The sequence below is a fragment of the Lacisediminihabitans sp. H27-G8 genome (assembly GCF_046156175.1).
Taxonomy (GTDB): domain Bacteria; phylum Actinomycetota; class Actinomycetes; order Actinomycetales; family Microbacteriaceae; genus Lacisediminihabitans.
Window position 1 is genome coordinate 769,648 of sequence record NZ_JAYLVL010000001.1, and the last position, 20,167, is coordinate 789,814.

A 20,167-nucleotide genomic window follows, 5' to 3' on the forward strand; every position below is an offset into this window, starting at 1 on the left:
CCAGATGGTGGCCCCGTCCGCCAGGCGGCACGACGGCACCGGGCAGACTCCAGTTGTGCAAGTCGATGTGCTGCACAACCGCGCGCACTCTCCGTAGGCCGGCGCTCGGAACGCCCAGCTCTACGGCACCTCGTCGCTTACCTCTCGAAGCCCTGCGGTTCTGCGGGGCCTCGACCTGACGAACTCGAGCCGCCGCTGGGGAACACCGCAGTCCCAGCGACTCACGTCGCCCCCGTCTGCGCGCCGGGGCCGGGCCGAGGAGGGCGGATATTCCCCGGACCCAACGGCGAGTCCGCCGCGAGCGGACGGCGTGTCGCGGGAGCGTCCGCCCTCGACCGGGCGCGAAGCCTTCACGGCCGAACAGGGAGGGAGCCGAGTGACTGCAAACCCCGGCGACGCTGCACGACACCACTCCCGACGGCCCGATGCCCGAGCGCCGGGGCGGCTAAAAGCCGCCGAAGTCTCCCCCGCCGAAATCTCCGCCGAAGTCCCCGCCGCTGTCATAGCCGCCATCCCAACCGCCAGAGTCTGCGGCCCCAGAGTCTGCAGCACCCGCGTCCGAAGTACCCGAGTCCGAAGCACCGGCATCGGTGCCATTCGCGTCGGCGGCGCTGGCGTCGGAGCCCCCATCCATCGGCATGAAGCTGCTCACGAGGGCGGAGCCGATGACGTAGCCCGCGACGCTGCCGAGAAGCGAGCTGGCGAACATCCCGCCGAGCCAGACCCCTCCGGCGCCGCCGAGAGCGGATCCACCGAGAGTGCGGGTGAGAGTGCCCGGCTGCTGAAGTTCTGCGCGTGTGGCCGCCTTCGCGAGGGTCGCCGGAGCGGCATCCGCCGGGCGTTCGTTCGCGTCGGAGTTCGCGTCGGCGTTGGCGGTGAGCTTCTCGAACAGGATGTCGCGCTGTTGCGGGGTGAGCTTCGAGAACGCCTCGGTGTGCACCTTCTCGATGGTCTCCGGCGGCGCGGTGCGCAGGAGGTATTCGTAGCGCTCGACGGCGATCTCGTCGTCACTCCGGCGGTTTGCGGCCGCCGGGCGTTTCGTTGCCGCCTGATCCTCGCGGCCGAAGAGTCGGTCGAAGAAACCCATGGTCCTGCTCCTCTCGGGGCTGATAGACCCCATCCTCGCCGTCGATTCTTGCGAACCGCTGCATGTCCGCCAGAAACGGAAGCCGTAAGCCGGAGGTGCCGGCAGAAGACGGGAGGACGGGGTCGTTCAGTGGGGCTAGCCGAGGAACGCGCCGATCCTGGCCGCGATGCGCCGGCCCTGGTCGCGCCCGGCCAGCGCCGACACGGATGCCGTGGCCGGGTCGAGCGGGTTGGTTCCAAACGCGAAGATCGACGCCTCGTCCGCGCACACGACGTGGACGCGGGCGGGCTCGAGCGCGGCAAGCTCATGTGCCGGCAGCGCAACCGGCAGGTTCGCCTCGGCGAGCGGAGCGAGGATCAGCACCGGATCCGACCCCGCGGCGAGGTCCGAGTTCGCGATCGTGCGCACTCCACCGTCGGTGTAGCGCTTGCCTTCGATCTCGACGGTCGGCCAGATTCCCGGAACGGCGCAACTCGCGGAGACGGCGTCGATGAGGTCGACCCCCGAATCCCGGTCGAAGACGCGCAGTTCCCCGGTCTCGGCGTTCACCGCGGTGATGAGCAATCGGCGTTCAGGCCAGTGCTTCACGGTCAGGCGGGCGTCGATCACCGCTCGACGGTCGCCGGCGGCGACGGTCGTGGCGTCGATGGCGAACCGCCCGACGCGACGACGACCCTCCTCGGCGGAGGTCACCCCGTCGAGGAGTTGCGCGAGCTTCTCCTGGAACTCCTGCACGTCGAACTTCGCGCCGACCTCGGCGGTGTGCTGCTCGAGTTGCTGCTCGAACAGCGTCCGCAGAGGCACTCCCCCGGCAACCTGCGAGGCCACGACGGACCCCGCCGAGGTGCCGATGAACGCGGAATCCGCGTGGAGAAGCCTCGACGCGGCCCCAGGCTCGCGCTCTTCGATTCCGAAGAGCACGCCAACCTCCCACGCGATTCCGGCAATTCCCCCGCCCGCCAGTACCAGCGCGCCCACGATCAGGCCTTCGGCACGTAGTCGAAGGTATCGGGGTCGGGGCCGGTGCGCTCGTTGCGGTCGAGCTCGGTGATCGACTGGATGTCATCGTCCGACAGCTCGAAGTCGAAGAGCGCGAAGTTCTCCTCGACACGGGAGCGGGTCACCGACTTGGGGAAGACGATGTCGCCGCGCTGGATGTGCCAGCGAAGGGTGACCTGCGCGGGAGTCTTGCCGACCTTCTCGGCGATCGAGACGATGACCTGGTCGTCGAGCACCTTGCCCTGGGCGATGGGCGACCACGCCTCGGTCGCGATGCCGTGTGCCTCGTCGAAGTCGCGGAGGCTGTCCTGCACGAGGTAGGGGTGAACCTCGATCTGGTTGACGGCGGGCACGATGCTCGTCTCGTCGAACAGTCGCTGCAGGTGCGCCTGCTGGAAGTTGGAGACGCCGATCGCCTTGACGCGTCCCGACTCGTACATCTCCTGCATCGCCTTCCACGTTTCGACGAAGTCGCCGATCGTCGGCAGCGGCCAGTGGATGAGGAACAGGTCTAGGTAGTCGAACCCGAGGGCGTCGAGGGTGCCGTCGAAAGCGGTGAGTGCGGCATCCCGCGCGTGGAATCCGTTGTTGAGCTTGCTGGTCACGAAGATCTCGGAGCGGTCGATGCCGGATGCTGCCACCGCTTCGCCGACCTGCTTCTCGTTGCCGTACATCTCGGCGGTGTCGATGTGGCGGTATCCGACCTCGAGGGCATCGAGGGTGGCCTGCTTCGCGTCATCCGGGGTGATCTGGTACGTGCCGAATCCGAGTTGCGGGATGACGACCCCGTTGTTCAGGGTGATCGTGGGTACTTCGGTCATAGTTATGGTTCTCCTTGCGTTCGTTTCGTGTCCATTGGAGGCCAACACCACCCGCATACCGTGTATGCCCAGCGATTGCCCAGAAAAATATTCGACGGAGAGACCGTCAGGCCGAAGTCACGTCGATCAGCACCTTGCCCACGATGTCGCCCTCGACCGCGGCGTGCGCTTCGGCGGTCTCGGCCAGCGGGTAGCGGTGAAGCGGGAGGCCCGCGTCGTCTCCGATGGGCAGCGCCCCGTCGATGATGGCCGCGTTGATGTCCTCGGCGGCGGCGTCCCGCACGTCCTGCCCTTGGGTGTACAGCAGCTGGAACTGGTAGCGCACATTGAGAGTCATGAGCACCCGGATGTCGAGCACCAGCGGATCGCCGGTCGTCGCGTAGACGGCGATCGACCCCCGGTTGCGGATGACCTTGCCGTCGAGCTCGGCATTCTTGTCGGGAGCGACCTCGACGATGAGGTCGACGCCGTCCGGGGCGAGCCGGCGGATCTCGAAGGCGGCATCCGTCTCGCGGTAGTTCACGACGTGATGGGCGCCCGCTGCTCGCGCAAGAGCCGCCTTCGCGGGTGAGCTGATGGTCGTGACGACGGTTGCTCCGGCCCAGCGGGCCAGTTGGATGGCGGCGTGCCCGACGGCTCCGGCTCCACCGGCGACCAGCACCGTGGTGCCGGCGAGTGCTCCGGGAAAGAGCCGCGACGGGCCGTCCTCTGCGACGGTGAGCGCGCGATGCGCGGTCATGGCGGGCACACCGAGAGAGGCACCGAGATCGAAGCTCGCGGAATCCGGGAGCGGGTAGACACGATCCACCGGCAGCACGGTGAACTCCTGCGCGGTCCCGCCGCGAGCGCTCCGGTACGCGGCGATCGCGGTCCAGACCCGATCCCCCACCGCGAACTTCCGCACACCCGCGCCGACCGCATCGATCACGCCGGCGCCGTCCTGATTCGGCACGACTTCGGCGAATTCCGCCGGATCCCCCGGCCGCGATCCGCGACGGGTCTTCCAGTCGGTGGGGTTCACGCCCGAGACGACCAGGCGGATCCGCACCTCACCGGCCTCCGGTTCGGGCACCGGCCGCTCGACCAGGTGGAGCACGGAGGGGTCGCCGGTTTCGCTGTACACGATTGCTTTCATGATGGAACCAACGCTACGCCCCAAAGAACTCCGCAAGGATCGGCGCGAGCACGGACTGGTCGACGCCATGGTTCTGCCCGTCGACGGTTCGCCGCGCGCCGTGGACGACGGCCGATGAGACGCCCACAGCCGCGCGCGCCGCCCAGGCCGGGCTCTCGCCACCGTCGAGGGCCAGCACGGGCACATCGACGACGCCAAGGCGATCGGCCGGTACGCGTCCGTCACCGGTGAGCGCGATGTCGTGGGGAAGCGTGAGGGCGGTGCTGATCATGCCGGGCCACCAGGGTGCGGCACTCATGCCGGCGACGGCGCCGGCCGGCATGCCGGTGATCTGCAGGAAGGCGCGAGCCGCCCCATCCGTGTCCCCCGCCGCGATCGCCGCGGGGAAGCCGAAGTCCTCCCCGGGTTCGGGATGCTCCGGATCGAAGCTGTACGGCGGTTCATAGACCGCGAGGCGGGTGATGGGCACCCCCGCCATCGCCGCCTCGAGGGCGAGGATAGCGCCGGAGGAGTGCCCGTAGGCCATCGCGGCACCGCCGGCCGCGGTCACCACCGCGGCGAGATCCTCCACCTCACGCGTCACGGTGTCCTCGCCGGCATCGCCAGTGCCCGCACCGCTGTCGCCTCGACCGCGGCGGTCGTAACTCAGGACGGTGAACCGTTCGGCGAGAAGCGTCACCAGGGGGTAGGGCGAGAGTCGGGTGTTGAAGGCTCCCCCGACGACCACGAGCGCGGGACCCTCGCCCACCCGGTCATAGGCGATCGGGGTACCGTCGGCGGACGCCGCAAATTGGGTCATGGAGTCTCCCTCGAGATGTGAACTGGGTCCACCCTCACCGCCCAAGGCTGTCGAGTCAAGAGCGGTTCGGTGAGGCAACCCCCAACCACCGCGTGCCCCGCACCCGCAGACCGAGGGCCAGCGCCCGTGCACCGATGTAGCCGAGCCCGAATGCAGACCAGACCGCCAGCACACTGTGCTGCTGGCCGACGGAATACAAGAGGGGCAGATAGACCGCGACAGTGAGGATGCCGCTCAGCGCGAGGTACCGCCCCTCGCCTGCCCCGATCAACACCCCGTCGAGCACGAAGACGAATCCCGCCAGCGGCACCCCGACGGCCATCACGAGCAGCACGGGAGGCAGGGCCGCGATCACGTCGTCATCGCCCGTGAATACGCGGCCGAGCAGCGGCGAGAGGGCGGCGACGATCACGCCGATCACCAGGCCCGCACCCACACCGAACCGCACGAGTCGGCCGGTCACGAGTCTCACCCGGTCGGGCCGGTCCGCTCCCAGCCCGTGCCCGACCATCGCCTGGCCGGCGATCGCGAGCGAGTCGAGCACGAACGCGAGCAGTGAGAACACCGCGAGTGCCACCTGCAGGGTCGCGAGCCCGGTGACCCCGAGAAGGCTGGCGGAGAACACCGTGGCGAGCATCGCCGCCCGCAATGATGCCGTGCGCAGGAGCAACCAGCCCCCGGATGCCGCGGCCAGCCGCACCCCCGCGAGACCGGGCCGCAGCCGTGCGCCGGTCGCACGCGCGGCGCGCACCACGGAGACGGCGAAGAGGGCCGCGATTCCCCATTGCGAGATCACCGTACCCGCCGCGGAACCCGCGATCCCCCAGCCGAATCCGTAGAGGAACAGCGCGTTGAGGGCCGCGTTGGCGGCGAATCCGACCCCGACGACCACGAGCGGGGTGCGGGTGTCCTGGAGTCCGCGGAGCAGGCCGGTCGCCGCGAGCACGAAGAGCATCGCGGGCAGTCCCCAGGCGGAGATGGCGAGGTAGCTAGCTGCGGCGGCCGAGACATCCGGCGCGACGCGGAAGGCCGCGACGGCGGCGGGCGCGAAGACGATCCCCAGCACGAGGAGCGCCGCTCCGACAGCGAGGGCGAGCCACGCGCCATCCACTCCGGCACGCACGGCCGCACGGCGGTCCCCGCCGCCAAGCAGCCGCGCGACCGCCGGGGTGGTCGCGTAGGCGAGGAAGACGAGAAGGCCGACAGCGGTCTGCAGCACGACGCTCGCGATGCCGAGGGCCGCGAGGGGGACGCTGCCGAGGTGGCCGACCAGGGCGGTGTCCACGAGAAGGAACAGGGGTTCGGCGACGAGGGCGGCGAGAGTCGGCACGGCAAGGCCGAGGATCTCGCGGTCGAGCGGATGGACCCTCACCGGGTCAGCGCCGCCGAAGGCTGATCGCGAGGGCGACCACCGCCACGATCACGAGAATGACAAGTGCCGTGGGAATCCATCCGATGTCGAACGCCGTCGCCGTGTCGTCGCAGTCCGGCACGCTGGGAACGCACGAGAGCCGCACCGTCAGCTGGTTCATTCGGCCAGCCTATTGGTGGGTCGATCGGCACCGACTCAGTGCGAGCGCTCGATCTCCGCCACGATGCCCGGCAGCACTCGTGCCATGTAGGGACCCCAGAGGAACTTGATGATCGCCGCGAGCGGCAAACCGTAGCCGGGCTTCGAGTGGAAGGTGTACCGCCAGCGGATGAGCGTGCCGTTCGGGGCCGTGGTGAACGTCCACTCGGCCCGGGCGCTCGCCACCATCACGCCGAAGATCTTTTGGAAGTCGGTGAGGTTGTAGGCGAAGAATTCGAGGCGGTCCACGTTGGTCGTGTGCTCGATCACGCTTCCCCCGTCGGAGAGCATGAGCTGCCGGGTCTGCCCGACCCCGTCCCAATCGCCGGTCTGGTCGCGTACTTCGACGACCGCCGGAAGCAGGCCGGCCTTGGGGTAGAGACCCACCGGTGTGTGCATCGTGGCGACGTCCCAGGTGTGATCGAGGGAAGCCGTGGCGAGCAATTCCGTGATGGCGGTCGCGCTGCGTCCGGACATTCGATTCCTCATTTCACTGACGATGACTGGTGTTCGGAGCGGAGCGTTTGCGGGTTTGCCCGGGCTACGCGGCCGCGGGTTCCAACCTACGCGGCTGGGGCGGTCTCCGGGATGAGGACGGTCTCCGGGATAAGGGCGATCTTGCCGCCCGGATGCCCGGCGGTGAGCACGGTGAGCGCGTCGATCGCGTTGGCGAGCGGGTAGGTTCGCGCGATGGGCACCACGAGGGTGCCGGCGCCGGCGAGTGCGATGAGCTCGGCTCGAACCTTATCGCGATAGGCCGCACTCGCGGGAAGAGCACCCATGATCACCCGGATGCCGTCACCCTCTGCCCGCTGCATGGCGGCGATCGTGACGATCCTGCCGCGGTCCGCGACAAGGGAGAGCGAGACATCCACCGCCTCGTCGGTGCCGACGGTGTCGAGCGCGGCGGCAATTCCCTCGGGAGCGAGGTGGCGGACGCGCTCTTCGAGACCCTGGCCGTAGGCGACCGGCTCGGCGCCGAACCGCTCGAGCACCGGGAAGCTGCCCTCACTGGCCGTGCCGATCACGCGTGCCCCGAGCAGTCTCGCCTGCTGGATCACACTGACCCCCACCGCGCCGGATGCGCCGTGCACCAGCACGGTGTCGCCGGCGGTGACTCCGGTCACGTGCAACATCTCGGAGGCGGTGGTGGCCGCAAGCAACAGGTTCGCCGCTTCCGGGAATCCCAGCGAGGCGGGTTTCGCGAACACGTTCCTCGAGTCGACGGTGATCGCGGTGGCGTATCCGCCCTGCACCCGGAACGCGATCACCTCGTCGCCGACCTCTCCACCCCCGGATGCCAGGGTGGTGTCCGGGCCGATCGCGCTGATGACCCCCGCGACCTCGTAACCGACGGCGATCGGCAGGAGCGAGCGATCGGATCCGCGCGCGACGTGCTTGAAGTCGGCGGGATTCATGCCGGCGGCACGCACCGAGATCGTCACCTGCCCCGGTGCGGGAGGGGCGACCTCCACCTCGTCGAAGCGGAAGACATCGAGCCCCCCGAAGTCAGTTGCGACCCAGTGCTGGTCCACGGCTACGCCTCCCTCGCGTCAGGGTTGGGAAAACATCAGGTTAGTCCCGTCGCGAGGAGTCAGTCGGCGAGAGGCCCCCAATCCATCGTCTCCGGCGCGAGATCCGAGAGCGGAGCTAGAGGATCCTCGTGCGGGATCGACCGCGACCGAGCACCCTCGCACCCTCCCGGATTCCGAGGAAGATGACGGCGGCCGTGCCGACGAAGGCCCAGTCGACCAGGCCGAGGGGTGCCGTGCCGAAGAAGCCAGCGACCAGCGGCACGTACAGGATGACGCCCATGATGCCGATGGCGAGGGCTATGGCAAGCCAGAAGGTGCGGTTGGAGAACTGGTAGCGCGTGAAGAATCCGTGGATGCTGCGGCGCTGGATGATGCTCACGAGCTGGCAGACCATGATCGTCGCGTAACTGATGGACATGGCCGGCGCGAGGACGGCCGACGGCACCGAGCCGACGAACGGGTCGACCCCGCTGCGCTGGTAGAAGAGCAGGTAGTTCACGATCGAGAAACCTCCGATGAGGGCTCCACACCACGCGAGGTCCCAGAGCGACCGGCCATTGAGGATGCGCGCGCGGGGGTCTCGCGGGGCCTCCTTCATCGTCTCGCCCTCCTCCGGATCCCGCCCGAGAGCCGCGATCGGGAAGATCTCGCCCAACAGGTCGATGGCCAGGATCTGCAGCACGTTGAGCGCGAGGGGCACACCGTAGAGGGAGGTGAGACCGAGGCTCACCGAGTTGACGACGAACTCCGCGACATTGGAGGTGAGGCAGCTGAGCACGCCCTTGCTGATGTTGCGGTAGATGGTGCGCCCCTGGCGGACGGCCCCGACCAGGGTCGCAAAACTGTCGTCGAGCAGCACGATCTCGGCCGCCTGCTTCGCCACATCCGTTCCCGACTCCCCCATCGCGACGCCGATGTTCGCGTGGCGCAGCGCGGGGGCGTCGTTGATCCCGTCCCCGGTGACCGCCACGATGTACCCCGAGTCCTTCACGAGGTCGACGATGCGCACCTTGTCTTCCGGAGCGACCCGACTGAATACCGTTCCACCCCGGAGGGCGTGGGCGAGGACCTCGGCGTCGGGCATCGTCGCGAGTTCGGTGCCGGTCACGATGACGAGTCCGTCGTCCCCGGCAAGTCCGGCCTGCCGGGCGATCGCGGCGGCGGTGAGGGAGAAATCGCCAGTGACGATGTTGACCTTCACGCCAGCGGCGAGCACGGCAGTCATCGCGTCCGGCACGGTGGTGCGGATCGGATCGATCATGGACACCAGGCCGAGCATCGTGAGATCTTTCTCGATCACCGCGAGCTCGGCGCTCGCGGCTTCGGCAGCCGTGATCGACCGCCGGGCGAACGCCAGGTTGCGCAGTGCTCGACTCGCCTTCTCGGTGTGGAGCGCGAGAAGAGCCACACGATCCTCCGCGGTGATGGGCCGTATCCGCGTGCCGTCGTCGATCGTCGAACACCGGGAGAGGATGCTCTCCGGTGCGCCCTTCACCCAGGCCGTGACCGCACCCCCGGCGTCACGGCGCATCGAGGTCATCAGTTTGCGGGTCGAGTCGAAGGGCAGTTCGCCGATCTCGACGGTGCCGGCGAGCAGGGCCGCGCGGTCGATGCCGGCCTTGTCTGCTGCCACGAGCAGCGCCCCCTCGGTCGGATCGCCCACCACGTGCCAGTGCCGGACATCCTCGCCCGGTGGCACCAGCCGCGTGTTGCTCGCGAGCACTCCGACGGTGAGGAAGTCGCGCAACCGGTGATCCGCATCCGCTGTCTCCGGCTCTATCCGGCCGGTCGGGTCGTACCCGATCCCGGTGACGCTATAGGGCATCGTCCCGATCACGAGTTCGGTCACCGTCATCTCGTTCCGGGTGAGCGTGCCCGTTTTATCGGTGCAGATCATGTGGGTCGCTCCGAGCGTCTCCACGGAGCTGAGACGCTTCACCAGGGCGTTCTGTTTGGCGAGAGCGCCCGCCGCGGACGCGAGGGCGGTGTTCACTTCTGCCGGAAGACCCTGGGGAATGAGGGCACAGGCGAATCCGACGGCGAAGAGCATGGCCTCCTTGATCGGAAGGTCGGCCCGCACGGCAATCACCAGCACGACTATCGAGACGGCGCCGACCCCGAAGCTCACGTACTTGGCGATGTTGGAGGTCTCGAGCTGAAGCGGGCTCCGGGTGGCCGGAGCGGACTGGCTCAGTCGGGCGATCCGACCCAGTTCGGTCTGCAGCCCCGTGGCCACGACCACGGCAAAGGCCTGGCCGGTGGCCACCGTCGTTCCCGCGAATGCCATGTTGTGACGATCGGCCACCGGCACTTCATGCGGGATCCGATTCGCGTTCTTACGGGTCGGATCGCTCTCTCCGGTGAGGGCGAACTCATTTGTCGAGAACGCGGTCGCCTCGATCAGTCGCACGTCGGCGGGCACCGACACGCCTTCCGCGAGGCGCACGACGTCCCCGACCACGAGGCTCTTCGACTCCACCTCCCCGAGTTCACCGTCGCGGTAGGCCTCGCTGGTGGGTGCGACGAGCCTCTCCAATGCCTCCATCGTCTTTTCCGCGCGATACTCCTGCACGAATCCGATCAGCGTGTTGAGCGCGACGAGCCCCACGAGCACGGCCGCCGTTCCGAGGTCACCGAGCACCCCGGTGATGGCGGCGCTCGCCAGCAGCAACACGATCATCCAGTCCGCGAACTGGCGCAGGTAGTGTCGGAGTCCCGATTCCTTCGTGAGCTCGACGATTATGTTGCTGCCGAACCGCAACCGGTGCGAAGCCACCTCTTCGGTACTGAGCCCGGTCGGCCTGGTCTCGAACTCGCCGATGACCGCGTCGACGGTGTCGAGATAGGCGCCCGCTGAGACTGTCATCTCGTCGGTCGCGCTGCGCTGGCCTTCGACGATTCCATGGGGTCAGCCTAGGCGCGCCGCGGACCGCCGGCGGGTGGCCCGCAGGTCCACCAGTCCGAGGGTGAGAGCCGCGATGGAGAAGACCATCGCCGCGATGACCCCGGTCACGATGGCCGCCGAGAAGTCCTGCGGATGCTGCGCCGGCGATCCCGGTGAGGGCGAGGCGGCGCTGCCGGCGAGCACCGCGAAGAACACCGCCCCGATCGCCGCCTGCCCGATCGCCGCCCCCACCCGCTGGGAGGTCTGGAGAACACCGCCGGCCGATCCGCCGATCCGCCTGTCGACATCCGCAAGGGAGAGGGTCTGATTGGGCGTGATCACTGCGCCTCCGCCGACCCCGATGAGGAAGAGCGGAAAAGCCAGGCGCAGGATGATCGCGCCGGGATCGGTGAGCGCGGGAGCGGCCGCCACCACGATCGCGATCCAGGCGGCCCCGACGATGAACAGGCTGACGCCGACAACCACCAGCGGTCGACCGATCCGCGGTACCAGTCGACCCGCGATCGGGGCCGACACGGCGGAACCGACGGCGAGCGAGGTGACAGCGAGCGCCGCCTGGAGCGGCTCGAACCCGATGCCCTGCTGAAGGTAGAGCGTGAGCACCAGCGGGAGACCGGTGGAACCGCAGAAATACAACAGGATGAAGGTGACCCCGATGGTGAAGGACGGCTGGCGGAAGAGACGCAGATCGAGCAGCGGAGAGGCCTCTGCCGAGGTGAGCCGCGCCTCGCGTCGGAGGAACAACGCGGCGAAGGCAGCCCCGGGTACGAGAAGCAGGAAGATCCATCCCGAGCGGAAGGTGCTGAATTCCACGATCGGGAAGAGCACGCAGAGGATGGCGATCCCGAGCAGAATCGCGCCGGGCACGTCCAGGACCTGGCGCCGTGTCGATGAGGGCTTTCGTGCCTCTGTCACCCAGGCGAGGGCGAGCACGATGGCCGTGATCCCGATCGGCAGGTTGATGAAGAAGACGAGCCGCCAGCCGAACTCCGGTCCGCCGAAGGCGATGAGCAGCCCACCGACGACGGGGCCCAGCGCGGTGGCCACCGCGAGGGCGAGTCCGAGTCGCCCGAATGCGCGACCCCGCTCCGCCCGGGGAAAGGCGTTCTGGATGTATCCCGACACCTGGGGTCCGAGCACGCCCCCGAAGAGCCCCTGGACGACGCGGGCCACGATGATGAACACCGGATCGGGCGAGAGGCCCACCGCAGCGCTCGAGACGACGAAGCCGACGAGGCCGACGATGAAGATGCGGCGACGGCCCCCGATGTCACCGAGTCGGCCCCCGATGATCGGCATGAGGCCGAAGGCGAGCACGTAGCCGGTGACGATCCACTGCAGCTCCGACGGGCTGGAGCCGGTGGAGCGCCCGATCGACGGAAGGGCGACATTGGTGACGCTGACATCGAGCAGCGCGGCGAACTGGCCGAGGAGCAGCACCCAGAGCCCGCGCCAGCGACGGGGATCGGGGGACGTCTCGCTGGCACTCGCCCGTGCATCCGTCATCCAGTGCTCCTCCTCCCCTCCAGTAGATCAGACTCAAGTGGGCGCGCGGTCTGGCCACGGCGCGGATGCGCGCCTAACATGTGGGCTACGAGACTGGTGCCCACCGAACCGAGAGGCGCCGCATGCCTGAAGCCACCGACACCCGAGTAGCCGTCTACATCGATTTCGACAACATCGTCGTCTCGAGATACAACCAGCTTCACGGTGCGCGCCGGTTCAGCACCGACGGCGCGCGCAACTTCGGACCAGACACCGCCGCTGTCGCCGGCGCTGCCGGGGTCATCGGCACCAGGCTCCGGGAGGCGACCGTCGACTTCGGCGCGGTGCTCGACTACGCCTCCTCGTTCGGGCCCATCGTCATCAGTCGCGCCTACGCAGACTGGTCGGCCAAGGCGAACGCCAGCTACCAGAAGCAGCTCATCGACCGGGCAGTGGACCTCACCCAGCTCTTTCCCACCACCCAGGCGATGAAGAACGGCGCCGACATCCGCCTCGCCGTCGACGTGGTCGAAGACCTCTTCCGTCTCGACGATCTCACCCACGTGGTGATCGTCGCCGGTGACTCCGACTACATCGCTCTCGCCCAACGCTGCAAGCGGCTCGGGCGTTACGTCGTCGGCATCGGCGTCGCCGGTGCCACCAGCCGATCCCTGGTCGCCGCCTGCGATGAGTTCCAGGACTACGACGACTTGCCCGGTCTGGTGAGTCCCGGTGAGGACGAGACCGTCGCGATGGTCGATCCGCCCGCGGAGGTTGCCGTGACAGCATCCGAGCCTCCGCCGAAAGCGCCGCGAAAACAGCCCGCTGCCGATCGGCCGAAGGCGCTGGTGGCCGATGACGACGCGCCAATCAAGCTCTCCCCGCGTGCAGCCACGAACCTCATGATGCGGGCACTCCGACTGGGGATCGCCAAGAGCGACAGCGAGTGGATGCCGAGCTCAGAGGTCAAGAAACAGATGCGGCGCATGGACCCCGCGTTCAGCGAGTCGGCCCTGGGATACAAGACATTCACCGACTTCGTGAAGTCGCGCAGCGGCCAGGTGGAGATGGATGACGGCGGGGCGAACAACTCCCGTCGCATCCGACTGAGGGCAGCAGCCTCGCCGACCGGCTGACCGCTTCGAGGCTGCGGGCGCGGCAGAATGGTGCCATGACGATCCCCCGCAGCACCCCAGAGGCCGAGGGCATGGCCTCGTCCGCCATCCTCGACTTCATCCGCGCCGCCGATGCCGGCCTCGACAGCCTCCACAGCCTGATGATCGTGCGTCACGGCCGGGTTATCGCCGAGGGGTGGTGGGCGCCCTATTCTGCGGGGCATCCCCACATGATGTTCTCGGTGAGCAAGAGCTTCACCGCAATGGCCATTGGGCTCACGATCAGCGAAGGGCTCCTGTCCCTCGACGACCGCGTCGTCGACCTGCTGCCCGAGGATCTTCCCGCCGAGATCGACGCGCGCCTCGCCGCCCTGACCGTGCGCCACCTGCTCACGATGACGACCGGGCACGCCGTCGATACCGTCTCGCTCGCGGACAGCACCCACGGTGACAACTGGGCTCGCGTGATCCTCGCTCAGCCTCTCGAGTTCGAGCCGGGCACGCACTACCTGTACAACAGCGGCGCGACACACGTGCTCTCGGCGATCGTGCAGCGCCTCACCGCACAGCGCCTGCTCGACTATCTCGGCCCACGTCTCTTCGAGCCGCTCGGAATCACGGATGCCACCTGGGAGAGCTCCCCGCAGGGCATCGACGCCGGAGGGTGGGGGCTCAGCATCACGACCGAACAGCTGGCCACCTTCGGTCAGCTCCTGCTGCAGCGGGGGCAGTGGAACGGCAGACAACTCGTGCCCGCCGAGTGGATCGATGAAGCCACCTCCCTTCAGGTGGTCACCGCTGCGGCCGATCATGATCTCGACGGCCGCCAGGGCTACGGCTTCCAGTTCTGGCGCAACCGCCCCGGCGGGTACCGGGCCGACGGCGCGTTCGGCCAGTTCTGCCTTGTGCTTCCCGAGCAGGATTCCGTCGTGGTGCTCACCTCCGCCCTGCCGGTCGCGCAGCTCGCCCTCGACCTCGTGTGGGAGCACCTGCTCCCGGCCTTCGGCGACACGGCGCTCCCTCCGGCGGACAGCCCACTGGAACGGGTGCTCGCAGGCCTCAGTATCCCGACCGTTGCCGGGGAAGCGACGAGCGCAACTGCGGAGCGGATCGCCGGAGTGCGCTTCGCCTTCGACCACCCGGCGGTCTCTGCGGTGACGGTGGAGCCCGGACGGCTCGTCGTCGACGAGAGCGGCGCGATCACCGAGCTCGCCTTCGAACACGGCCAGTGGCTGGGTTCCGCCGATTCTCGGGTCTGGGCCAGCGGCGCCTGGGTCTCCCCTGACACCCTCGTCGTGCGGGCGCTCGATGTCGTTACCCCGTATTCGCGCACCGTCACCCTGACCTTCGTGGATGACGCCGTGACCCTCGATATCGCACAGAATGTGGCCTTCGGGGACCTGCCGCACACCCACGCGGTCTCACTGCCGCGCCGCTGAGCCCGGCAGCTCAGTGGGCGGGGAACCCGCCAGTTGACCTGATGTTCAGGCGACACTGTCGTGCAATTTACTGTCTGTCCAACTCGCCTCGGGAAGGTGGTCTCGCTACGGAGCAACGCTCCGGAGCGAGGCTCCTCCTTCCACGAAAGAGGTCGCAGTGCCAGACGTCACCCGCCGCTCACTCCTGCTCTCCGGGGCCGGTGGGCTCGCGCTCCTCTCACTCGGTGGCCTCTCGGCACAAGCCGAGGCTCGCATCACCCGCCTGACCGATTCCCGGGCTTTCACCACGGCAGGTACGACACTCGAACAGACGGCGAGCGCTTCCGCGACCAGCGGATATCGTCGCCTGGTCGCGGGGCCGGGCTTTGCGCTGGTCGTGCGAGAGGAACTCGCGGCCTCGCAGCGCGGGCGGGACGACCGGCGCTCGGCACTGGCCTCGATCGTGCATCTCACCGACCTTCACATCATCGATGCCCAGTCGCCGATGCGCTTCGAGTTCATGGCAGAGTCCTGCCCGTCCTTCTTCCGCCCCCAGGAGGCCCTCGGAACCCACGCGGCAGCGCAACTCGTCGCGCGGGTCAACCAGCTCGCGACCGGACCGTTCAGCGGCCGGGCGTTCGACTGTGTCGTCTCGACCGGCGACAACTCCGACAACAACGAAGAGCTCGAGATGCACTGGTTCCTGAGGGTGATGAGCGGTGGGGTGATCGTGGCGAATTCCGGTGCCGAGACCGAGTGGGAGGGCGTGCAGCACTCGGGCGATCCGCTCTACTACAACCCGGACCTCGCCGTGATGGACCGCTACAAGAAGGCCGGATTCCCGCGCATCGAGGGGTTCTTCGACCGGGTGATCCGCGAGCACGACAGCGAAGGGGTGAAGACGCCGTGGTACTCGGTGTTCGGCAACCACGACGACTCCGTCGGCGGCACGATCCCCGCGAACTGGACGCCGCTCGAGGAGCTCTACACCGGCCCCACCAAGTTCACCGGTTTCACGACAGAGGCCGCGAACGCGACGCTGGCGGCGGGCCTCACCGGAGACCGGTCCGCACGTCTCGGTCGAGAGGTGCGAGCAGAGCGACGCTGGGAGGTGACTGCCGACCACCGGCGCAAGCCATTCTCGCCGCGGGGGTTCATGGCCGCCCATCTCGACCCATCAGCGACCGGTGCCGGTCCGGTCGGACACGGTTTCACGCCCAAGGCGGCGGACGAGGGCATCGCGTATTACAGCTTCGAGATCTCGCCCGGAGTCACCGGTATCGCCCTCGATTCGACCAATCATGGTGGATGGACCCGCGGGTCAGTGGGACACGCCCAGTTCCTCTGGCTGGAGAGGATGTTGCGCTCGGGAAGCAGCACCTCCTACGATGAGAGCGGCGCGAGGGTGATGCGCCAAGCCGATGACCGCCTTTTCGTGCTGTTCAGCCATCACACCAGTAGGTCCATGGACAACCTCGCACCGGACCCGGCCAACCCCGGCGAGAAGAGGCACCCGGGGGGCGAGATCGTCGCCCTCCTGCAGCGCTATCCGAATGTGCTCGCCTGGGTGAACGGTCACTCCCACACCAACGCGATCACGCCGCGCCCCGGGCCATCCCCCGAACGCGGCTTCTGGGAGATCAACACCGCGTCCCACATCGAGTTTCCCCAGCAGGCGCGGATCATCGATGTCTGCGACAACCACGACGGAACGCTCTCGCTGTTCACGACGCTGATCGAGTCGGCGGCGCCGTACCAGAGCTCGTACGAGGATGGCGACCAGGCCGCCCTCGCCTCGCTGTATCGCGAATTCTCCGTCAACGATCTCCACTACACCGGAGCGCACGAGGGGCTGCCGAAAGACCACAACACCGAGTTGCTGTTGCTCCATCCGCTTCACTGACGGAGCTCCTCCGAAGAGTCGCCCTACGAGAGCGTGAGCCGCGGAACATCCGGCGGATCGAAGCCCAACACCTGGCCGTAGAACGAGAGCTCGCTTTCGGTGGCATCGACGATCGTCTCCGCTCGCCGGAACCCGTGGGATTCACCCTCGTAGGCCAGGTAGGCGTGCGGCAGCCCCTTCGCCGCCAGCTCGTCACGGAACAGCTCAGACTGGGCCGGTGGCACGATCTCGTCATCGAGTCCCTGCAACAACAGCACCGGAGTTGTCAGGTCGTTGACGTGAGTGATGGGCGATCGCTCCGCGTAGAGGGCGGATGCCTCCGGCAGCGGCCCCACCAGGCCATCCGTATAGCGGGACTCGAAGTCGTGGGTCTCGACGGCGAGGGTGGCGAGGTCGGAAACGCCGTAGTACGAGGCTCCGGCCGCGAAGACAGAGGATCGGGTGAGCGCCGCGAGCACCGTGAAGCCGCCGGCCGATCCCCCGCGAATCGCCAGGCGAGCGGAGTCGGCGAGACCGGCATCCGCGAGCCCGCGAACCGCGGCGATGACATCTTCCACGTCGACGACGCCCCACTGGCCGCGAAGCCGGTTGCGGTATTCACGGCCGTAGCCGGTGGACCCGCCGTAGTTCACGTCGATGATTCCGATTCCGCGACTGGTGAAGAAGCTGTAGACGGGCGAGTACCCCCCGGAGCTGTGGCCGGTGGGCCCGCCGTGGACCACGGCGATGTACGGCGGTCTCTCGCCTGCCGGAGCGTCATAGTCGCCGTTGCGCGGCGGATAGACGAAGCTGTGGACATCGCGCTCACCGAAGAAGGTCCGCGCCTCCGCGATCGGCACGTATGCCGCATCCGGCATGCCTTCGACGTCCAGGCGCACATCGGTGAGTGAGCCGTCGTCGAGATCGAAGATGCGGAGACCTCCGCACAGTGCGGAGCTGCCTCCCGTGAGCAGCACCCGGCTGCCGTGACGCGGCCCGAGGCGGATACCGGTCACCGGCAGATCGACGGCTTGCGAGGTGCCATCGGCCGGGTCGACGATCACAAGAACGTCCGCTCCGAGAGTTCGTACCGCGAGAATCCGCCCATCGTCGAGTACGTCGTAGAACCGGTTGCCGAGCTGCCAGAGCGGGCCGCCGAAGTCTGCCTCTTCCCGATGGAGGGGGGCCACCTCGCCGTGAAGGGTCACGGAGTAGAGATTCCACCAGCCACTCCGGTCGCTCACCATCGTGAGCGTGGCATCGTCGATCCACTCCGGTTGCAGCACGCTCTCGGTGGCCGAACCCGCGAGGGTGCTGACCGTTCCGGTCTCCAGTTCGGTCACTCGGAGTTCGGTGCCGTCCCACGGCATCTGGGGATGCTCCCATCCGATCCAGGCGAGCCTCGCGCCATCCGGCGAGAAACGCGGAAATGCGAGAAAATGCGACCCGGATGCCAGCGAACGGATGCCGGTGCCATCGACAGCCCCCGTGCCATCGAGAGCCCCAGTGCCATCGAGCTGCACGGCCACGATGTCCCGGGTGACCGCGCCATCCGCATGGATCTCGCGGACGGCGATCACCTCCGACCCCCGCACACTGATGTCACCGAAGCGGAAGCCGCGGCCCGCGGGCGTGAGCGGCACGGGAACCGAGCCACCGTCGTCCAGGCGGTACAGCCGTTGGTCGCTGAATTCGGCGAAGACCAGCGCCCGATCGGAGGTCACGGCCCAGGCGCCTCCCCCGTATTCGTGCACGCGGCTCCGAGCGTTCCACGGGGCGGGCAGCACGTCACCCCCGGCATTCGCCACGACGTAACGCCCACCCTCCTCGGGTCGCCCCTCGCACCACCACGCCTGCCCGCCGACCCAGCATCCGCCCTGCACCGGATGCCCGCTCGCGGCGATGTCGCGGGCGGAGATCGGAGAGCGCCAGGTTCCGTAGGGAGAGGTGATGGTCATCGTCTCATTCTGCCCGCTGCCGGGTGGGGGAATTCCGCCCTTCCCCCGATAGACCCGGCGGGTCTAGCCTCATACCGTGACGGCCGACCCCGGTGCCTACAGAGAGCCCCTCGAGCGCGCCCATGCCCATGCCCTTGAGTGGCTCGAATCCATCCCCACCCGACCGGTGCCTCCACGGCTGACAGCCGACCAGGTGGCTGCGACCCTGGCACATCCCCTCGCCGAGCACGGACGCGATGCCGCCGATGTCGTCGATTCGCTCTCCGCGATCGTCGAACCCGGTCTGATGGCAGTCCCCTCCGGTCGATTCTTCGGCTGGGTCATGGGCGGCACCCTTCCCTCGGCGATGGCGGCGGACTGGCTCGTGAGCGCCTGGGACCAGAACGCCGGGATGCGCTTCGCCACACCGGGTGTCGCCGCGATCGAGGAGGCGGCGGGGGCCGAACTCCTTGACCTGCTCGGACTCCCGTCCGGATCGGATGTCGGATTCACGACCGGAGGAACCACGGCGAACTTCGTGGGAATCGCGGCCGGCCGACAGCAGGTGCTCGACCGGATCGGCTGGAATCTCACGGCGGACGGGCTGAGTGGCGCACCGCGGATCGCCGTCTTCGCCGGACGCGAGCGACACGCCTCCGTCGATCTCGCCCTGCGCTACCTCGGCCTCGGACTGCCGATCGAGGTGGATGCCGACCGCGAGGGGCGCATCATCCCCGCGGCTCTCGCCGAGGCGATGCGTGACGTCGACGGGCCGGCGATCCTCTGCCTCCAGGCCGGAAACCTGCACTCCGGCGCCTTCGACCCGATGCGCGAGTCGATCGAGATCGCCCATCACCATGGCGCGTGGGTGCACGTGGACGGCGCCTTCGGACTGTGGGCTGCGGCGAGTCCGCTCTACCGCACGCACCTCGACGGTCTCGAGATGGCGGATTCCTGGGCGACGGATGCGCACAAGACGCTCAACGTTCCCTACGACTGCGGAATCGCGGTCGTCGCCCATCCGGAAGCGGTGAGATCGGCCTTCGCGGTGCACACCAGCTATCTCATCAATGCCAGCGACGGTCCGGGCGACCCCTTCGACAAGGTGCCGGAGCTGTCGCGCCGGGCGCGAGGAGTTCCCGTGTGGGCCGCCCTGCAGGAGCTCGGACGCTCGGGGGTGATCGCGCTCGTGGAGCGTCTCGCCGCGAACGCCCGCGCTCTCGCCGATGGTCTCTCGTCTCTCCCCGGTGTCGAGGTGCTCAACGATGTCGTCTTCACGCAGGTGAGCCTCGCGTTCGGGGATGACGAGAACACCCGCCGGGTCACCCAGAACCTCATCGCCGATGGCGCGGTCTGGATGAGCGGATCGCGCTGGCAGGACCGCGACATCCTGCGCATCTCGGTGAGCAACTGGTCGACGGATGACGCGGACCTGGCCATCGCCATCGACGCGGTGAGACGGGCGATGGCCGGCTAGAG

16 protein-coding genes are annotated in these 20,167 nt (G+C 68.2%); 4 read left to right on the forward strand and 12 right to left on the reverse strand.

Translation table 11 applies throughout. The features are described from left to right. Nucleotides 1–445 precede the first annotated feature (445 nt). The 11 genes from VLI63_RS03725 to VLI63_RS03775 all read right to left on the reverse strand — a co-directional run bounded on the left by VLI63_RS03725 (nt 446) and on the right by VLI63_RS03775 (nt 12,357). The gene (locus VLI63_RS03725; RefSeq protein WP_409155565.1) at nt 446–1,087 is read right to left on the reverse strand and encodes a hypothetical protein; all 642 of its coding nucleotides are present in this window, start codon (nt 1,085–1,087) and stop codon (nt 446–448) included. 135 nt (nt 1,088–1,222) lie between these two features. Continuing rightward, nucleotides 1,223–2,065: a patatin-like phospholipase family protein gene (locus tag VLI63_RS03730; RefSeq protein ID WP_409155566.1), complete on the reverse strand. Its 843-nt coding sequence runs from the start codon at nt 2,063–2,065 to the stop codon at nt 1,223–1,225. Nucleotides 2,066–2,067: 2 nt separating this feature from the next. Further along, nucleotides 2,068–2,907 carry an aldo/keto reductase gene (locus tag VLI63_RS03735; protein ID WP_409155567.1) on the reverse strand — a complete coding sequence of 280 codons (840 nt, stop codon included), beginning with the start codon at nt 2,905–2,907 and terminating at the stop codon, nt 2,068–2,070. A gap of 106 nt (nt 2,908–3,013) precedes the next feature. Then, nucleotides 3,014–4,042, reverse strand: coding sequence for an NADPH:quinone reductase (locus tag VLI63_RS03740; RefSeq protein WP_409155568.1), 1,029 nt, complete (start codon nt 4,040–4,042; stop codon nt 3,014–3,016). Nucleotides 4,043–4,055: 13 nt separating this feature from the next. Continuing rightward, nucleotides 4,056–4,841 (reverse strand): alpha/beta fold hydrolase, encoded by a 786-nt coding sequence (locus tag VLI63_RS03745; RefSeq protein ID WP_409155569.1) that lies wholly within the window; start codon nt 4,839–4,841, stop codon nt 4,056–4,058. A gap of 55 nt (nt 4,842–4,896) precedes the next feature. Next, nucleotides 4,897–6,213 carry an MATE family efflux transporter gene (locus VLI63_RS03750; protein ID WP_409155570.1) on the reverse strand — a complete coding sequence of 439 codons (1,317 nt, stop codon included), beginning with the start codon at nt 6,211–6,213 and terminating at the stop codon, nt 4,897–4,899. 4 nt (nt 6,214–6,217) lie between these two features. Continuing rightward, nucleotides 6,218–6,373 carry a hypothetical protein gene (locus VLI63_RS03755; protein ID WP_409155571.1) on the reverse strand — a complete coding sequence of 52 codons (156 nt, stop codon included), beginning with the start codon at nt 6,371–6,373 and terminating at the stop codon, nt 6,218–6,220. 35 nt (nt 6,374–6,408) lie between these two features. Then, on the reverse strand, nt 6,409–6,888 hold the full coding sequence (locus VLI63_RS03760) for an SRPBCC family protein (RefSeq protein WP_409155572.1): 480 nt from the start codon (nt 6,886–6,888) through the stop codon (nt 6,409–6,411). An 86-nt stretch (nt 6,889–6,974) separates the two neighbouring features. Next, entirely contained in the window at nt 6,975–7,946 is a 972-nt protein-coding gene (locus tag VLI63_RS03765; protein ID WP_409155573.1) for an NADP-dependent oxidoreductase, read from the reverse strand. Nucleotides 7,947–8,061: 115 nt separating this feature from the next. After that, nucleotides 8,062–10,812, reverse strand: a complete 2,751-nt coding sequence (locus tag VLI63_RS03770; RefSeq protein WP_409155574.1) for a cation-translocating P-type ATPase — start codon at nt 10,810–10,812, stop codon at nt 8,062–8,064. Between the two features lie 42 nt (nt 10,813–10,854). Further along, nucleotides 10,855–12,357 carry an MFS transporter gene (locus VLI63_RS03775; RefSeq protein ID WP_409155575.1) on the reverse strand — a complete coding sequence of 501 codons (1,503 nt, stop codon included), beginning with the start codon at nt 12,355–12,357 and terminating at the stop codon, nt 10,855–10,857. Nucleotides 12,358–12,479: 122 nt separating this feature from the next. Between VLI63_RS03775 and VLI63_RS03780 the strand changes: the two genes are divergently transcribed. From VLI63_RS03780 to VLI63_RS03790, 3 genes are all read left to right on the forward strand, one after another. Beyond that, nucleotides 12,480–13,472 carry an NYN domain-containing protein gene (locus VLI63_RS03780; protein ID WP_409155576.1) on the forward strand — a complete coding sequence of 331 codons (993 nt, stop codon included), beginning with the start codon at nt 12,480–12,482 and terminating at the stop codon, nt 13,470–13,472. Nucleotides 13,473–13,507: 35 nt separating this feature from the next. Continuing rightward, nucleotides 13,508–14,890: a serine hydrolase domain-containing protein gene (locus VLI63_RS03785; protein ID WP_409155577.1), complete on the forward strand. Its 1,383-nt coding sequence runs from the start codon at nt 13,508–13,510 to the stop codon at nt 14,888–14,890. Nucleotides 14,891–15,047: 157 nt separating this feature from the next. Further along, the gene (locus VLI63_RS03790) at nt 15,048–16,772 is read left to right on the forward strand and encodes a TIGR03767 family metallophosphoesterase (protein WP_409155578.1); all 1,725 of its coding nucleotides are present in this window, start codon (nt 15,048–15,050) and stop codon (nt 16,770–16,772) included. 23 nt (nt 16,773–16,795) lie between these two features. Here VLI63_RS03790 and VLI63_RS03795 read toward each other — a convergent pair whose 3' ends face one another. Continuing rightward, nucleotides 16,796–18,709 carry a prolyl oligopeptidase family serine peptidase gene (locus VLI63_RS03795; RefSeq protein WP_409155579.1) on the reverse strand — a complete coding sequence of 638 codons (1,914 nt, stop codon included), beginning with the start codon at nt 18,707–18,709 and terminating at the stop codon, nt 16,796–16,798. 76 nt (nt 18,710–18,785) lie between these two features. On the opposite strand from VLI63_RS03795, the gene VLI63_RS03800 reads away from it, so the two are divergent. Next, a complete protein-coding gene (locus tag VLI63_RS03800) occupies nt 18,786–20,165 on the forward strand; it encodes a pyridoxal phosphate-dependent decarboxylase family protein (protein WP_409155580.1) in 1,380 nt (459 codons plus the stop codon). The last annotated feature ends 2 nt before the right edge of the window (nt 20,166–20,167 follow it).

Coding starts and splice junctions, on each gene's coding strand:
- VLI63_RS03775 (WP_409155575.1), bottom strand. CDS start 12,357: ATGACGGATGCACGGGCGAGTGCCAGCGAGACGTCCCCCGATCCCCGT.
- VLI63_RS03745 (WP_409155569.1), bottom strand. CDS start 4,841: ATGACCCAATTTGCGGCGTCCGCCGACGGTACCCCGATCGCCTATGAC.
- VLI63_RS03785 (WP_409155577.1), top strand. CDS start 13,508: ATGACGATCCCCCGCAGCACCCCAGAGGCCGAGGGCATGGCCTCGTCC.
- VLI63_RS03755 (WP_409155571.1), bottom strand. CDS start 6,373: ATGAACCAGCTGACGGTGCGGCTCTCGTGCGTTCCCAGCGTGCCGGAC.
- VLI63_RS03770 (WP_409155574.1), bottom strand. CDS start 10,812: ATGACAGTCTCAGCGGGCGCCTATCTCGACACCGTCGACGCGGTCATC.
- VLI63_RS03760 (WP_409155572.1), bottom strand. CDS start 6,888: ATGTCCGGACGCAGCGCGACCGCCATCACGGAATTGCTCGCCACGGCT.
- VLI63_RS03740 (WP_409155568.1), bottom strand. CDS start 4,042: ATGAAAGCAATCGTGTACAGCGAAACCGGCGACCCCTCCGTGCTCCAC.
- VLI63_RS03795 (WP_409155579.1), bottom strand. CDS start 18,709: ATGACCATCACCTCTCCCTACGGAACCTGGCGCTCTCCGATCTCCGCC.
- VLI63_RS03780 (WP_409155576.1), top strand. CDS start 12,480: ATGCCTGAAGCCACCGACACCCGAGTAGCCGTCTACATCGATTTCGAC.
- VLI63_RS03725 (WP_409155565.1), bottom strand. CDS start 1,087: ATGGGTTTCTTCGACCGACTCTTCGGCCGCGAGGATCAGGCGGCAACG.
- VLI63_RS03735 (WP_409155567.1), bottom strand. CDS start 2,907: ATGACCGAAGTACCCACGATCACCCTGAACAACGGGGTCGTCATCCCG.